The following is a 13,614-nucleotide window of genomic DNA, read 5'->3' on the forward strand; positions in this document are numbered from 1 at the left end:
CTACCAGCCCTTCTCGAACATCCGGGCCACCTCGGCGATACGGACCTCGTCGCGCCGGTGGTAGGTGCGCAGCCGGATCCGCCGGGTGCGCAACAGGCCCAGGGACACGAGGAGTTCGAGGTGGGTTTCGGCAGCACGGTCCGCCGCGTCCCGGACTCGGGGACCTTGTCCGGGACCGACCGTTCCTGTTCGGCGCGGCCGTCACCGCTGGGGCGTGCGGCAACGGGCGGGACGCAGCGAGACCACCGGGGACGAACTCCGGGTTCCGGAACCGGAGTTGGCCGAAGCACACCGTCGTAGCCGAACAAGAACGCACGGGCGCCGGGTGGCGGACGTCCCCCTCCACCCGCGGCTCACGGCTCGCGCGGGCGGAGGGGAGTTCGGCTCAGCCGTCGAGTCGGACGACCCGGACGGCTCCGGCGGGGACCGCGAGGCCGCCCGCGGCACGTTCGCCGGTCAGCAGCTCGGTGCCGTCGGCGCCGAGGGGCACCTTGACGTCCGAGGCACTGTGGTTGATCGCGAAGAGGAAGGTTCCCGACTCGCCTTCTCGGCGCACCACTTCGACGTCGTACGGCAGGTCGGCGCGCGGGGTGATCCGGGCGTCCTCGGTCGCCCAGCCGAGCAGGGCGTCCAGGCCGTGGGCGTCGAGACGGGTCGACACGTACCAGGCGGTGCCCTCGCCGAGGCGGTGCCGGGTGACGGCCGGGTGGTCGGCGGTGAGGCCTTCGGCGTACGTCCACACGGTCTCGGCGCCGCGCGGGACGACGAACTCGGTCCATACGTCGCCGGTGAGTTCGGAGCCGTCCGCGCCGGTGATACGGACGCGGTCGCCCGCCAGCAGGGGCGAGAACTCCTCGACGGTCAGGCCGAGTACGTCGCGGAGCGCTCCGGGGTAGGCGCCCTCGTGGACGGCGTCGTGCTCGTCGACGATGCCGGAGAAGTAGGAGACGACGAGGGTGCCGCCGTTCTCGACGTACCGCTTCAGGTTGCGCCCGGCCGCTTCCGTCATCAGATACAGCGCCGGTACGACGACAAGGGGATAGGCCGACAAGTCGGCTTCCGGGTGGGCGAAGTCGACCGTGAGGTGACGGTCGTAGAGAGCCTCGTAGAAGGCGTCGGCGCGCTCGCGGGCGTCGTGGTCCTCGCTGGGACGCCACTCCAGTTTCTGCGCCCACCACGACTGCCAGTCCCATACGACGGCCACGTCGGCCTGCGTGCGGGTGCCGCGTATCCGGCTCAACTCCTCGACGGACTGGCCGAGTTGGACGACCTCGCGCCAGACACGGGTCTCGGTGCCGCCGTGCGGGAGCATCGCGGAGTGGAACTTCTCGGCGCCGCGCCGGGACTGCCGCCACTGGAAGAACATCGCGCCGTCCGAGCCGCGGGCCACGTGCGAGAGGGCGTTGCGGGCCATCTGGCCGGGGGCCTTGGCGGGGTTGCGGGGCTGCCAGTTGACGCCCGAGGTGGAGTGTTCCAGGAGCAGCCACGGGGCCCCGCCCGCCACCGAACGGGTCAGGTCGGCGGCCATCGCCAGGTTGACGTGGGTGCGGCGGCCGTCGGTGATCAGGTAGTGGTCGTTGGTGACGAGGTCGACCTCGCGGCCCCAGGCCCAGTAGTCGACGGACTCGCACTGGCTGAGGGCGGCCATGAAGTTGGTCGTCACCGGGATGCCGGGCGCGAGGCGGTGCAGGATGTCCCGTTCGGCGACGAAGTTCTCGCGCATGGTGGCGTCCGCGAACCGCGTGTAGTCCAGCGCCTGGGCCGGGTTGACGGCGGTCGGGGTAAGGCGCGGCGGGTTGATCTGGCCGAGGTCTCCGTAGCGCTGGCCCCAAAAGGCGGTGCCCCAGGCCTCGTTGACCCCGTCGACGGTCCGGTAGGCCGCGGTCAGCCAACGGCGGAAGTGGGCGGCGCAGTTGTCGCAGTAGCAGGCGGAGACGGGGACGCCGTACTCGTTGAAGACGTGCCACAGGGCGAGGGCGGGGTGCGTGCCGTAGCGCTCGGCGAGCCGCGTGGTGATGTTCGCGGCGGCGGCGCGGTAGTCGGCGTTGCTGTGGCAGATCGCGCCGCGTGAGCCGAACTCGTAGCGGGTGCCGTCGGCGGTGACGGGGAGGGCCTCGGGGTGGGCGCGGTAGAACCAGGCGGGCGGGGCGACCGTGGGGGTGCCGAGGTCGGCGCGGATGCCGTGCTCGTGCAGCAGGTCCAGGAGCCGGTCGAGCCAGCCGAAGTCGTACACACCGGGCTCGGGCTCCAGCAGGGCCCAGGAGAAGATCCCGACGCTCACCATGGTGACGCCGGCCTCCCGCATCAGCCGGACGTCCTCCTGCCAGACGCTCTCCGGCCACTGCTCGGGGTTGTAGTCCCCACCGAAGGCGAGGCTGGTGAGGCCCCTGGGGGTGGTCTCCGGCATGGATCTCTCCCGTAGTCGATCATTTGGGAACGTGCACACAACGCGCCCGAAGGCGCCGCCCCAACATAACCGCACCCCCGTGACTGCTGACAAGTGTCCTTGATGTTTCTCTGCTGTGAACGCTCCCAGCACGGTGCTTCTGGCCCCGGCCCCGGGAGCCGTAGAGTCTGACCATGAGCAATACGGGGGGTCGGCGCAGGCCGCCGACGATCCATGACGTGGCACGCGAGGCGGGCGTCTCGCGGGGCACGGTGTCGCGGGTCCTCAACGGCGGGCACTATGTGAGCCCGGCCGCGCAGGAGGCCGTCAACGCGGCCATCCGCAGGACGGGTTACGTCGTCAACCGGCACGCCCGCTCGCTGATCACCGGGCGCTCGGACTCGGTCGGTTTCCTGCTGACGGAACCGCAGGAGAAGTTCTTCGAGGACCCGAACTTCAACGTCCTGCTGCGCGGCTGCACCCAGGCGCTGGCCGCGCACGACATCCCCCTGCTGCTGATGCTGGCCGGCACCGAGGACGAGCGACGGCGCATCACGCGGTACATCACCTCCGGGCACGTCGACGGGGTGCTGCTGGTCTCCAGCCACTCCGGGAACCCGGTCGCGGAGGAGCTGAGCGAGGCGGGCGTACCGCTGGTCGCGTGCGGCAAGCCGATCGGGCTCGGCTCCAAGATCAGCTATGTCGCCGCCGACGACCGGGACGGCGCCCGGGACATGACCCGGCATCTGCTCTCCCTCGGCCGCCGCCGCGTCGGCATGGTCACCGGGCCGCTGGACACCCCGGGCGGTGTCGAGCGCCTCGCCGGTTACAAGGAGGTGCTCGCCGAAGCTGGTATCGCGGTGGACGACGATCTCGTCGTCTCCGGCGACTACAGCCGGCTCAGCGGTGAACGCGGCGCCGAGCGACTGCTCGCCCAAGTCCCGGACCTGGACGCCGTGTTCGTCGCCTCCGACCTGATGGCGCGGGGCGTGCTGACCACACTGGAGCGGGCCGGGCGGCGGGTGCCGGAGGACGTGGCGGTCGGCGGCTTCGACGACTCCCCCGCCGCGCTGGCCTCCAGTCCCGAACTCACCACGATGCGGCAGCCGTTCGACCGGATCAGCGCGGAGATGGTGCGGGTGCTGCTGGCGCAGATCGGGGGCGAGGACACGGCGGCGGTGATACTGCCGACGGAACTGGTGAAGCGCGAGTCGACGTAGGAGGGACGCGCTCTTGTGGTGAGCGCGCCCCTCCCCACGGCCGTCAGGCGGACGGGTTGACGATCACGTCAGCCGTGTTGTTCGCGGTGTTCGTGTCGAAGGCGAGGGGCGTGCCGTTGTAGGCCCGGGTCGTGACGTGGCCCGTCGCGTCCGGCACCACCGTGTCGATGCGCAGTTGGAACGGGAAACTGACGTCCAGGTCGGGCTTGGCCCACGTCGGCAGGGTGCAGGCGTAGTGGGCGATGGTCGGGTCGTCGCCGGCGGTGTGGGCGCCGTGGCAAGTCCTGGGCATGGACGTGGCGACGGTGCCCTGCGGGGCGTAGAAGTCGATCGTGGTGATCGGGTCGCCGGCGCTGACGTCACCGGCCCAGGCAGGTCCGTGGTTGACGAAGCGGAAGCCGGAGGTGACGGTGTCGCCAGCCGCGCCGCTCGCCACGGTGCCGTAGACGGCGAAGTCGGCGGTGTTGTCCGCGGTGATGTGCCAGGAGCGGCTGTTGTCCGAGCTGTCGAGGTCGGTGACGTCGGCCAGGGGCTCGACCTCATAGTCGAACCGGTCGTACAGCGCGTGGTCGGTGACGGCGAGCAGCAGCGGTTCCGGCAGCTCCACGGTGGCGCCGGGCGCGATCTCGGTGTCGAAGGAGCAGGTCACGTAGGTCGTGCCGTTGGCGTCCGGACCGGTGTAGGTGCACTGCGGGTAGCGGGTGGAGACGTCGAGGCCGTACGTCGCCCACATGCTCACGCTGAAGCCGTGCGCTGTCTCGTTGCCGGTGTTGGTGACCGAGTACGGCACGGTGAGGCTGGTGCCGGGTGCGATGCCGGTGGCGTCCTGCGGGGCAGGGATTCCGAGGTCCACGCCGGAGCCGACGGTGACGGTGGTGTCGTCGCTGCGCGTGGCGACGAGCGTGCCGTCGGGGCCGCCGGTGGCCTCGGCGGAGTACGTGACCGTGCCCTGCGCTCCGACGGCGGCGCCGGTGACGGCCCGCACCTTCAGCCGCACCTGCGCGCTGTAGCGGATCGGCACGTCCCCGGTGTCGCAGACGGCGACGGTGCCGGTGGCGTCCGGTGTGCAGTTGTCGGGCCAGGCCACCTCGGCGACCCCCGCGAGCCCGGAGGCATCGACGGTCAGCTGTCCGTCGGTCACGGTGAAGGCGTCGTTGCTGTGCGTCAGGCCCAGCACCAGCGGCCGGTACTGCGCCGTGCCGCCGTCCGGGGCGACGGTCGCCGCCACGTCGTACGGCGAATGGATCGCCAGCGCATCGGTCTGCGGCACGTCGTCGGCGACGGCCGCCCCGCTCCCGAGACCGGCGACGACCAACGCCCCCACGGCCCCGGCACAGGCCCCGCGACGCAGCACGCGTCCGACGGAGACAGAACTCATGAAATCCCCCAGTTGGGACAATGGAAACCCCGGCAACTGATCGGTGCCGGGCGGGAGTTGGACGGGGTGGCTGGACGGAAGGTTGTAGGAGGGGCGCGTGTGGCGGGAGGTTCTTACCGTCCTCTTGCACAGCGCCGGTCGGGCAGCCCGCCAGGCCGGTCGGGGCACTCGGTCAGGATTGAAGAAGCCCCCGCCCCCTCCTCCGCCCTAGCCTGAATTCACCGACGAAATCCGTCGGACCACGCTTCACGGAGGAGCTCGCCATGACCGACGGACTGAACACGATCATCTACCCCGTCAAGGACCTCGACGCCGCGAAGGCCCTGTTCGGCGCCCTGCTGGGAGTCGAACCGTACGCGGACGAGCCGTACTACGTCGGCTACAAGGCCGCCGGACAGGACGTCGGGCTCGACCCGAACGGGCACTCCAGGGGCATGACCGGACCGGTGCCGTACTGGACCGTGGACGACATCCGAACGCGGCTCGCGGCCATGGTGGAGGCGGGGGCCGAGCTGGTGCAGGACGTCCAGGACGTCGGCGGCGGCAAGCTGATCGCATACGTGAAGGACGCGGACGGGAACTTCGTCGGGCTCACACAGAATCCGGCCGCCTGACACCGGTGCCGCACCGGCCGTGGCACCGGGCCCGCTACTTGCACGTGCACTAGTTGCGCACTCAATAATTGGCCGGATCGGTGTTACCGTGCAGATATGGCAGTGAAGACGGCCGGCGCCCGGCGGCTAGAGGAACAGTGGCGGGACATCCTGTCCGTGCACGCGCGCACGATGTGCGAGATCGACCGTGTACTGCACCCGCACGGCCTGGGTGCGAGCGACTTCGAGGTGCTCGACATGCTCGCGTCCGAGGCGCCCGAAACGGGCGACCAGTGCCGGGTGCAGAACCTGGTCGGGCGGGTGCACCTCAGCCAGAGCGCGCTCTCCCGTCTCATCGGACGCCTGGAGAAGGACGGCCTCGTGGAGCGCTCGGTCTGCATGGAGGACCGACGCGGGGTGTGGGTCGCGCTCACCCGCAAGGGTCGTGACCTGCACGCGGAGGTGCTGCCCCTGCAACGGGGCGTGCTGGCGCGGATGTTGGACGACGCGCAGGAGTAGTCGCCCCCGAAGCCGCCTCACACCACGAATTCGGCTCCGTCCATGAGCACTTCGATGCCCGCCCCGTTCACCTGCCCCCGCGCCGCCGAGCCCGCGTCGAGCAGCGGGTTCGTGTTGTTGAGATGGGTGTAGATCCGGCGGACGCCCGGGTGAGCGGCGAGGCGGCCGAGGCTTCCGCCGGGGCCCGACACCGGCAGATGTGCCGGCCTCGGTCGACCGGCGCCGGTGCCTGCGCGTACCGGCGGGCCCATCTCGTCGACAGTGAAGAAGGTGCCGTCCAGCACCGCGCAGTCCGCCGTCGTCAGCAGGTCGTCGAAGGTGTCGGTCCAGGCTTCGACGCACGGTGCGTAGACGAGGGCCCCGCCGGTCGCCAGGTCCTCGATGCGGTACGCCGTCACCCAGTGGTCGTCCGGTGGGCGGGGCGGCAGGTACTTCGGGGCCTTGGTGCCCACCGGGTGGGCCGTGACGACCAGGCCTCCGGCGAGTACGAACCCGCCCTCGGCCAGGCTGTCTGCCCACTCCCAGGGGGCGTAGCGGTCGAGGACGGCCCGGGCCGGGGTGAGCGCGGTGAGGACGGGTGACGGGGCGTACACCTTGAGGCCCGCGGCCCCGCGCAGCACGGTCAGGCCCGCCACATGGTCGGGCTCGGCGTCGGTGAGGAGTACGCCGCGCACGGGGATGTCGCGCGGGCCGGGGCCCGGCCAGAGTGCGGCGGTGGCGGTGAGCTGGGGGCGGATGTCGGGTGAGGCGTTGAGCAGCCACCAGTCGCGCGCGTTGCCGGTGACGGCCACGCACTCCTGGGTCCGCGAGGGCAGTTTCCCGTCACGGGCGGCGGCACACAGCGCACAGGCACAGTTCCACTGCGGGAATCCGCCCCCGGCGGCGGTACCGAGCAGGACGACCCTCACGACGATCGCTCCCCCTTGCCACATCACCGACTGACCCCAGCGAATCCCCCCGAGGGATCTTTCCTCCGAAACGGGCCGGACTATCCCACCGCAGGGGGCAGTTCAGGCCGATCTCCGTCCAGGCCGGCCACCCCACCCGGCTCAGCGCAGCAGATCCCGTACGGCCGCGAACGCCGCGTCGACCGTCGCCGGGTCGGCGCCCGGGCGGGCGAGCGCGCTCATGGGGATCGGGGTGACCGAGGGCAGGCCGTCGTAGGGAGTGAGGCCGTCGGGGGACGTGCCGACGGCGGCGAGCAGGGCGACGCCCTGACCGGTGCGGGCGATGTCGAGGACGCCGGCGAGATAGCCGGCGTCGCCGACGACCGTGGCGGGTACGCCGTGTGCGGCGAGGGTGGAGATGGCGCGGCGGCGGATCGCGCACGGGTCCTCGATGGCGACGAGCGGGACGGGCGCGGGCGCGGCCGGTGGCTGCCAGCCGGGCGTGGCGTGCCAGGTGAGCGGGAGCCCGCCGACCGGTGTGCCCTCGGTGGCGGCGGCCTCGGTGACGTACACCGCGACATCGACGCTGCCGCGTTCGACGGCCTCGACGAGCCGGGCCGAGCGGTCGATGCGGAAACGGACCCGACAGCCGGGCCGCACCTCCTGGACGGCCGCGGTCAGCCGTGGCAGGAACTGGTCGGCCGCGTGTTCGGTCGACCCGATGGTGACGGTGTCGCCGTCCACATCCAGCAGCGTGCGTACGGCCTCGTCGTGCACGGCGAGGATGCGGCGGGCCTGTTCGAGGAGCAGCCGCCCCTCGGTCGTGAACCGGGTGCCGCGCCCCTCCCGCTCGACGATCGGCCGGCCCAGCGTCTTCTCCAGCCTGCGCACATGCTGGCTGACCGCGGACTGGCTCAGGGCGAGAGCCCGGGCCGCGCGATGGAAGCCGCCGCAGTCGGCCACCGCGGTCAGGCTGCGCAGGGCCACGATGTCGAGGACAGGTTGGGGCATGCCGGTGACGGTAGCCTGTTTCGGTCATCGATCGCGATCCCTGATCGATTTCGATGCGGAATCATCGTTGGACGCGATCGGTCGTAGCCGGTCATGATGGGCGCATGCTGCACACGACCGCTTTCGCTGCCCTTCTGACGCAGCGCCGAGTCATTGACTTCGGCGTGGCGTGCAGCGCGCGCTGTCGTTGACCTGTCGCCGTTCTCCGGCACCCTTCCCGAGTTCTCGCTGATCACGTCCGCCCTGCGCACTGACACGTGACGGCGGCTCCGGCCTGCTCTGTTCTCCCTCTCTGCTCATTTCCCCCTTTCCCTTCGTTGGGAGCTGTCACCCCATGCCCTCTTCCGCCCTCTCCTCCTGGGACGAACCCGAAGGCCTCGCCGCGCGCGGCACGTTGATCGTGCTGGCCGGGCGGGGCGAACACGGCGGTGTCTACGAGCGGTTCGGCCGCCGGCTCGCCTTCGACGCCTACCGCGTCCGTGCCCTCGGCGACCCGACCGCCGACCCCGCCGTACTGGAGCAGGCCGCCAAGCTGCTCGCCGACGAGTCGCTGCCCGGCCCGAAGGTGCTGGTCGGTTCCGACACGGGAGCGCGCTACGCCCTTCAGCTCGCCGCCGAGCAGACCGCGGGCGTCGACGCGCTGATCCTGGCCGGGCTGCCCACCGGCGCCTGGGCATCGGGGAGTTGGGAGGAGGAGGCAGCGGCACGCACCGCCTGCCCGACCCATCAGGGCCGCCTCACCAACGACCCCGCCTTCCGGCGCGGTGCCATCGGCGAGACCCCCGACCTGCCCGAACCGCGCCTCGACCTGGTGCGCGTCCCGGTCCTCGCCCTGCACGGCAAGGACGACACGGTGAGCCCCCTGGACCAGGCACTGAACGTCTACGACGGTCACCCGGGCGTCCACACCGTGGTCTTCCACGACGGCCGGCACGACGTCCTCAACGACGCCCTGCACCGCACCGTCGCCGCGACGGTCGTGCTCTTCCTCGAACGACTCCGGCTCACCACCGACAGCTCCGAACTGCCCCTGATCGCCGAGGAGTTGGCATGAGCGCCCGCGTCACGACCACGGTCGCCGAGCTGGCCGGGCTCCTCGGCTCCGAGCGACCGCCCGTACTGCTCGACGTCCGCTGGGCCCTGGGCGATCCGTACGGCCGCGACCACTACGCCGACGGACACATCCCCGGCGCGGTCTACGTCGACCTGGACACCGAGCTGGCCGCACCGCCGAGCCCCGAGGGCGGCCGGCATCCGCTCCCCGACTTCGCGGAACTGCAGGAATCCGCCCGCCGTTGGGGCATAGGCGACGGACGGTCCGTCGTCGTCTACGACGACCTGGGCAACACGGCCGCCGCACGCGCCTGGTGGCTGCTGCAGTACGCGGGAGTCACCGAAGTGACCCTGCTGGACGGGGCGTTGGGTGCCTGGCGGACAGCGGGACTGCCACTGGAGTCCGGGATTCCCGCCGATCCGACTCCCGGTGACGTCGAACTCCGCGCGGGTGCGCTGCCGGTCACCGATGCCGACGGTGCCGCCGAACTCGCCGTGTCCGGGCTGCTGTTGGACGCCCGTGCCGGTGAGCGCTACCGGGGTGAGGTCGAGCCGGTGGACCCGCGTGCCGGGCACATTCCGGGGGCTGTGTCCGCGCCGACCGGGGAGAACCTCGCGGCGGACGGGACGTTCCTGTCGCCCGAGCTGCTGCGCAAGCGGTTCGAGGAGCGGGGGGCCGGGGACGCGGAGCGCATCGGCGTGTACTGCGGGTCCGGTGTCACCGCCGCCCATCAGATCGCGGCGCTGGAGATCGCCGGGTTCGAGGCGACGCTCTTCCCGGGTTCCTGGTCCGCCTGGTCCGCCGATCCCGCGCGCCCGGCGGCGACGGGAGACCGGCCATGACGACGAAACCCCTCAACGCGGCCGTACTGCCTGTGCAGTCGGCGCCCGCGGACACGGTTCAGCCGACCGCGCGCGTCACGATCCGGGGCAGGGCGAAGACCTCGCGTCGTTTCACCGTCCCCCGTTCCGTGCGGCGGGCCGCCGGACCTGTGGGCCTCGTCCTGCTCTGGTTCCTGACCTCGGCCACCGGTGTGCTCCCCGAGTCCGTGCTGGCCTCCCCCGTCGACGTCCTGCGCCAGGCCGTCGACCTCACCAAGAACGGTGAACTGCCCAGCGCCATCGCCGCGTCGGGCCGCCGCGCCGCCATCGGATTCCTCATCGGCGCGACCGTCGCGCTGACACTGTCGCTGGTGGCCGGGCTGTTCCGGCTCGGCGAGGACGTCATCGACTCCTCGATGGGCATGTTCCGGGCGATCCCCTGGGTGGGTCTCATCCCACTGTTCATCGTCTGGTTCGGCATCGAGGAGACCCCGAAGATCGCACTGGTGGCGCTCGGCGTGACGTACCCGCTGTACTTCAACATCTACGGCGGCATCCGCTCCACCGACGCCCAACTCGTCGAGGCCGCACGGATGATGGGGCTCGGCCGCTTCGGTCTGATCAAGTACGTCATCCTGCCGAGCGCGCTGCCCGGGGCACTCGTGGGCCTGCGGTACGCGCTGTCCACCGCGTGGCTCGCGCTGGTCTTCGCCGAGCAGGTCAACGCGGACGCGGGGCTCGGCTATCTGATGAGCAACGCCCAGCAGTACTTCCGTACGGACGTCATCGTGCTGTGCCTCGTCGTGTACGCGCTGCTCGGCCTCGCCTGCGACTTCGCCGTACGGATTCTGTCGCGCCGCCTGCTGACCTGGCGGGCCAACTTCGAGGGCGAGGCGTAGAGATGGCCAACTCCGTGGAAATACGGGGGCTTTCGCGGGCCTTCGACGGCAACACCGTGCTGCACGCACTCGATCTGGACATCCGTGAGGGCGAGTTCGTGGCCCTGCTCGGGCACAGCGGCTGCGGCAAGTCGACGCTGCTGCGGATTCTCGCCGGGCTCGACGACGAGATCGGCGGCGAGGTGACCGTGCCGGCGCGGCGCAGCGCGGCCTTCCAATCGCCCCGGCTGCTGCCCTGGTTGAAGGTGTGGCGCAATGTGGTGCTCGGACTGCCGGGCCGCCCGGACCGGGACCTCGCCCTCAAGGCGCTCGACGAGGTCGGCATCGCGGAGCGCGCCACCGTATGGCCCAAGACGCTGTCCGGCGGTCAGGCACAGCGGGTCTCCCTCGCCCGTGCTCTGGTCCGTGAGCCCGAACTCCTGCTCCTTGACGAGCCGTTCGGTGCGCTGGACGCGCTGACCCGGGGCAAGGTGCAGGCGCTCGTCGCCGAGCTGTGGCGGCTGCACGGATGCGCGATCCTCCTGGTCACCCATGACGTGGAGGAGGCGCTGCTGCTCGCCGACCGGGTCCTGGTGATGGACGAGGGCCGTATCGCCCACGAGTTGACCGTCGACCTGCCCCGCCCGCGTGACCTGACCGCCCCCGAGTTCGTGACCCTGCGCGCCCGCCTCCTGAACTGGCTCGGCGTGACCCGCACCCTGGAAGGAACCCCCTCGTGATCCGCAGAATCGCCGCCGCCACCCTGAGCCTGACCTCCCTGCTGGCGTTGAGCGCCTGCGGCGCCGACTCCTCGGCGGACACCTCCGCCGGCAAGCAGGTCACTCTCACCATCGGCGACCAGGCCAAGACGCTCCAGACGATCATCGCCGCGTCGGACGCGCTCAAGGGCGCCAAGTACAAGGTGAAGTGGGCCGAGTTCCAGGGTGCTGCCCCGCTCTACCAGGCCGTGCAGGCGGACGCCGCCGACACCGGGTTCTCCGCCGACCTGCCCGCGCTCCAGGCGCTCAGCGGTGGCGTCAAGATCAAGAACGTCGCCGCCCTCAAGAACGACGGCACGCACGTCGGGATCGTCGTCCGCAAGGACTCCGGCATCGACAGCGTGAAGGACCTCAAGGGCCAGAAGGTCGTGGTGTCCTCGGCGAAGGGCAGCGTCTCGGAGTATCTGCTGGCCAACGTCCTCAAGCAGAACGGGCTCAGCTACAAGGACGTCAAGGTCCAGTACCTGCTGCCGACCGACGCGCAGGCCGCGTTCGCCTCCGGGAAGGTCAAGATCTGGGCGACCTTCGGCGTCTACCAGGCCGTCGGCCTGGAGCAGGGCGGCAAGCTCCTCGTCGACGGCGGGGACGGCCGGGTCAGCGGCATCGGTTACATCAACGCCTCCGACAAGGCCCTCGCGAACTCCGCGAAGAAGACCGCCCTGAGCGACTTCCTCCAGCGGCTGAGCACGGCCCTGAAGTGGACCAGCACCCACAAGGACGCCTACGCGAAGGCCATCGAGGAGCGCAACGGCGCCGACGCCTCCGTGGCGAAGACGCTCGCCTCCGCCGCCTACAGCCAGGTGCTGCCGATCACGTCGGACGTCAACACGACGGTCCAGCAGGTGGCCGACCTCATGAACAGCATCGGGGTCCTCGACCCGAACGTGGACGTGGCGAAGACCGCCGACACCTCTCTGCTCAAGTGACCTTCGCTTCTTAGGAGTTGCTCATGTCTGTCGAGTTCATCAGCGCCGTCCACACCGACTCCGGGGCCTCGGGTCCCGCCGCGTCGAGCCGTACCGGCCTCGACGTCGACCACCTGCGCAAGTACGCCCGGGCGCTCGACGACGGCGGCTTCGACCACACCCTGGTCGCTTACCACTCGGCCTCGCCCGACGCCTTCCAGATCGCCCAGTTCGTCGCCACCCACACCGAGCGGATCCGCCCGATCCTCGCGCACCGGCCCGGCGTCATCTTCCCGACGCACGCGGCCCGTGCCCTGGCCACGCTGGACCAGATCAGCAACGGCCGGCTCACCCTGCACATCATCTCCGGGGGCAGCGACGAGGAGCAGCGCCGGGAGGGCGACTACCTCAACAAGGCGGAGCGGTACGAGCGTTCGGACGAGTACATCCAGATCCTGCGGAAGGTGTGGGAGGCCGAGGGGCCCGTCTCGCACGAGGGCAAGCACTTCCGCTTCGAGGGCTACTACTCCGATGTGAAGCCGGTGAACGGGCTGGTCCCGATCTCCGTCGGCGGCTCCTCCCAGGACGCTTACCGGGTCGGCGGCCAGCAGGGCGACATCTTCGGCCTGTGGGGCGAGCCGCTCAAGGAGACGGCCGAGCAGATCGCCTCCGTCAACGCGGTCGCGGACGCCGCCGGGCGCCCCCATCCCCGTATCTGGGTGTCGTTCCGCCCGATCATCGCGCCCACCGAGGAACTGGCCTGGGAGAAGGCCCACCGCACCCTCGGCGTCCTCAAGGACCAGGCGAAGAACACCGAGTTGCTCCGCCACTACCGCACCACCGGCCGCCCTGCCAACGTCGGCTCGCAGCGGCTGCTCGACATCGCCGAGCGCGGCGAGGTCCAGGACCGCTGCCTGTGGACCGCCCCCGCCGTCGCCACGAATGCCGCCGGCGCGTCAACTGCCCTTGTGGGCACGCCCGAGACCGTCGCGCAGGCACTCCTCGACTACGTCGACATCGGCTGCGACCTGCTGTCGATCCGCGGCTACGACCCGCTCAACGACGCGATCGACTACGCCCGTCACGTCCTGCCCCTGGTCCGCCAGGAACTCGCCCACCGGGCGACGACCTCACAGGCCGCCTGAACCACTCCCCCTTCCTGATTGCGAACTCCCCTATGGAG

General features: G+C 70.9%; 13 protein-coding genes and 1 pseudogene. 9 read left to right on the plus strand and 5 right to left on the minus strand.

Annotation, left to right across the window (positions count from 1 at the left end; translation table 11 throughout):
• Together OO70_RS08900 and OO70_RS08905 are read right to left on the minus strand one after the other, a co-directional pair.
• Positions 1 to 138 (minus strand): annotated as a pseudogene (locus OO70_RS08900) (ArsR family transcriptional regulator); the annotation flags it as partial.
• A 247-nt stretch (positions 139 to 385) separates the two neighbouring features.
• Positions 386 to 2,407, minus strand: a complete 2,022-nt coding sequence (locus OO70_RS08905) for a beta-galactosidase (RefSeq protein ID WP_043666496.1) — start codon at positions 2,405 to 2,407, stop codon at positions 386 to 388.
• 167 nt (positions 2,408 to 2,574) lie between these two features.
• On the opposite strand from OO70_RS08905, the gene OO70_RS08910 reads away from it, so the two are divergent.
• Complete coding sequence (locus tag OO70_RS08910; RefSeq protein ID WP_043666499.1) at positions 2,575 to 3,606, plus strand: LacI family DNA-binding transcriptional regulator; 1,032 nt, start codon at positions 2,575 to 2,577, stop codon at positions 3,604 to 3,606.
• 43 nt (positions 3,607 to 3,649) lie between these two features.
• Here the strand turns inward: OO70_RS08910 and OO70_RS08915 are convergent, their stop codons facing one another.
• Positions 3,650 to 4,984 carry a COG1361 family protein gene (locus tag OO70_RS08915; protein WP_199827276.1) on the minus strand — a complete coding sequence of 445 codons (1,335 nt, stop codon included), beginning with the start codon at positions 4,982 to 4,984 and terminating at the stop codon, positions 3,650 to 3,652.
• Positions 4,985 to 5,247: 263 nt separating this feature from the next.
• Here OO70_RS08915 and OO70_RS08920 point away from each other — a divergent pair, with 263 nt between their 5' ends.
• Both OO70_RS08920 and OO70_RS08925 read left to right on the plus strand, forming a co-directional pair.
• Positions 5,248 to 5,598, plus strand: coding sequence for a VOC family protein (locus OO70_RS08920; RefSeq protein ID WP_043666504.1), 351 nt, complete (start codon positions 5,248 to 5,250; stop codon positions 5,596 to 5,598).
• A gap of 96 nt (positions 5,599 to 5,694) precedes the next feature.
• Positions 5,695 to 6,096 carry a MarR family winged helix-turn-helix transcriptional regulator gene (locus tag OO70_RS08925; protein ID WP_043666506.1) on the plus strand — a complete coding sequence of 134 codons (402 nt, stop codon included), beginning with the start codon at positions 5,695 to 5,697 and terminating at the stop codon, positions 6,094 to 6,096.
• A gap of 17 nt (positions 6,097 to 6,113) precedes the next feature.
• Here the strand turns inward: OO70_RS08925 and pqqB are convergent, their stop codons facing one another.
• Entirely contained in the window at positions 6,114 to 7,004 is an 891-nt protein-coding gene (gene pqqB, locus OO70_RS08930; protein WP_043666910.1) for a pyrroloquinoline quinone biosynthesis protein PqqB, read from the minus strand.
• 141 nt (positions 7,005 to 7,145) lie between these two features.
• Positions 7,146 to 7,994 (minus strand): LysR family transcriptional regulator, encoded by an 849-nt coding sequence (locus OO70_RS08935; protein ID WP_043666508.1) that lies wholly within the window; start codon positions 7,992 to 7,994, stop codon positions 7,146 to 7,148.
• Positions 7,995 to 8,328: 334 nt separating this feature from the next.
• On the opposite strand from OO70_RS08935, the gene OO70_RS08940 reads away from it, so the two are divergent.
• From OO70_RS08940 to OO70_RS08965, 6 genes are read left to right on the plus strand one after another with little or no spacing between them, the layout of a single operon-like run.
• The gene (locus OO70_RS08940) at positions 8,329 to 9,048 is read left to right on the plus strand and encodes an alpha/beta hydrolase (protein WP_043666511.1); all 720 of its coding nucleotides are present in this window, start codon (positions 8,329 to 8,331) and stop codon (positions 9,046 to 9,048) included.
• Entirely contained in the window at positions 9,045 to 9,890 is an 846-nt protein-coding gene (locus OO70_RS08945; protein WP_043666513.1) for a sulfurtransferase, read from the plus strand. The genes OO70_RS08940 and OO70_RS08945 overlap by 4 nt, the downstream gene beginning before the upstream one ends.
• The gene (locus tag OO70_RS08950; protein ID WP_078651305.1) at positions 9,887 to 10,768 is read left to right on the plus strand and encodes an ABC transporter permease; all 882 of its coding nucleotides are present in this window, start codon (positions 9,887 to 9,889) and stop codon (positions 10,766 to 10,768) included. Before OO70_RS08945 ends, OO70_RS08950 begins: the two co-directional genes overlap by 4 nt.
• A 2-nt stretch (positions 10,769 to 10,770) precedes the next feature.
• Positions 10,771 to 11,487 (plus strand): ABC transporter ATP-binding protein, encoded by a 717-nt coding sequence (locus OO70_RS08955; protein ID WP_043666515.1) that lies wholly within the window; start codon positions 10,771 to 10,773, stop codon positions 11,485 to 11,487.
• On the plus strand, positions 11,484 to 12,452 hold the full coding sequence (locus tag OO70_RS08960; protein ID WP_043666517.1) for an ABC transporter substrate-binding protein: 969 nt from the start codon (positions 11,484 to 11,486) through the stop codon (positions 12,450 to 12,452). Before OO70_RS08955 ends, OO70_RS08960 begins: the two co-directional genes overlap by 4 nt.
• A 23-nt stretch (positions 12,453 to 12,475) precedes the next feature.
• Complete coding sequence (locus tag OO70_RS08965) at positions 12,476 to 13,576, plus strand: LLM class flavin-dependent oxidoreductase (RefSeq protein WP_043666519.1); 1,101 nt, start codon at positions 12,476 to 12,478, stop codon at positions 13,574 to 13,576.
• Positions 13,577 to 13,614 lie beyond the last annotated feature (38 nt).

This window comes from Streptomyces xylophagus (assembly GCF_000716435.1).
GTDB classification, from domain to species: Bacteria; Actinomycetota; Actinomycetes; order Streptomycetales; family Streptomycetaceae; genus Streptomyces; species Streptomyces xylophagus.

Bases quoted from the DNA above. Each gene is read 5' to 3' on its own strand.
- OO70_RS08905 (WP_043666496.1), bottom strand. From the start codon at position 2,407: ATGCCGGAGACCACCCCCAGGGGCCTCACCAGCCTCGCCTTCGGTGGG.
- OO70_RS08915 (WP_199827276.1), bottom strand. From the start codon at position 4,984: ATGAGTTCTGTCTCCGTCGGACGCGTGCTGCGTCGCGGGGCCTGTGCC.
- OO70_RS08920 (WP_043666504.1), top strand. From the start codon at position 5,248: ATGACCGACGGACTGAACACGATCATCTACCCCGTCAAGGACCTCGAC.
- OO70_RS08925 (WP_043666506.1), top strand. From the start codon at position 5,695: ATGGCAGTGAAGACGGCCGGCGCCCGGCGGCTAGAGGAACAGTGGCGG.
- OO70_RS08935 (WP_043666508.1), bottom strand. From the start codon at position 7,994: ATGCCCCAACCTGTCCTCGACATCGTGGCCCTGCGCAGCCTGACCGCG.
- OO70_RS08940 (WP_043666511.1), top strand. From the start codon at position 8,329: ATGCCCTCTTCCGCCCTCTCCTCCTGGGACGAACCCGAAGGCCTCGCC.
- OO70_RS08945 (WP_043666513.1), top strand. From the start codon at position 9,045: ATGAGCGCCCGCGTCACGACCACGGTCGCCGAGCTGGCCGGGCTCCTC.
- OO70_RS08950 (WP_078651305.1), top strand. From the start codon at position 9,887: ATGACGACGAAACCCCTCAACGCGGCCGTACTGCCTGTGCAGTCGGCG.
- OO70_RS08955 (WP_043666515.1), top strand. From the start codon at position 10,771: ATGGCCAACTCCGTGGAAATACGGGGGCTTTCGCGGGCCTTCGACGGC.
- OO70_RS08965 (WP_043666519.1), top strand. From the start codon at position 12,476: ATGTCTGTCGAGTTCATCAGCGCCGTCCACACCGACTCCGGGGCCTCG.